Below are 391 nucleotides of genomic sequence, written 5' to 3' on the forward strand. Positions count from 1 at the left end.
AAAAGGAAGCATACCAAATTCATCAGGCTGTATAGTTTTAGCTAAATCTTTTACTAATTTAGCCCTTAAAGGATTTTTATGTATCCCTGCCATACCTATACCTATTTCTAAAAGATTATCGGCATAATTATAAATTCCTCTTTTTATACCTAATTCTTCATATCCTCCACCTGTGAGTTGAATATATAAAATAAAACATTGTATCATTCTGGCATTAAAGCCATGATTTTTAGAACGCACAAAATATTCAGGTTTTCCTAGTATTCCTGCTGCTATACCCCATTCTTGTCTAAAAAGAGAAGATTTTAAGGTTTCTTTATTATTGCTAACTTCATCATAAATATAAGCGTATTCTTCATTGATTAAATTTCCTTTTTCATCTACATTAGCA

Annotated in this window: 1 pseudogene; it reads right to left on the minus strand. The window is 29.7% G+C overall.

Features of this window, described 5'->3' with window-relative positions:
- Positions 1-391: pseudogene (locus AJ886_RS00005) on the minus strand (hypothetical protein); the annotation flags it as partial.

It is taken from the genome of Campylobacter sp. BCW_6465 (assembly GCF_001762815.1).
Classification (GTDB): domain Bacteria; phylum Campylobacterota; class Campylobacteria; order Campylobacterales; family Campylobacteraceae; genus Campylobacter_D; species Campylobacter_D jejuni.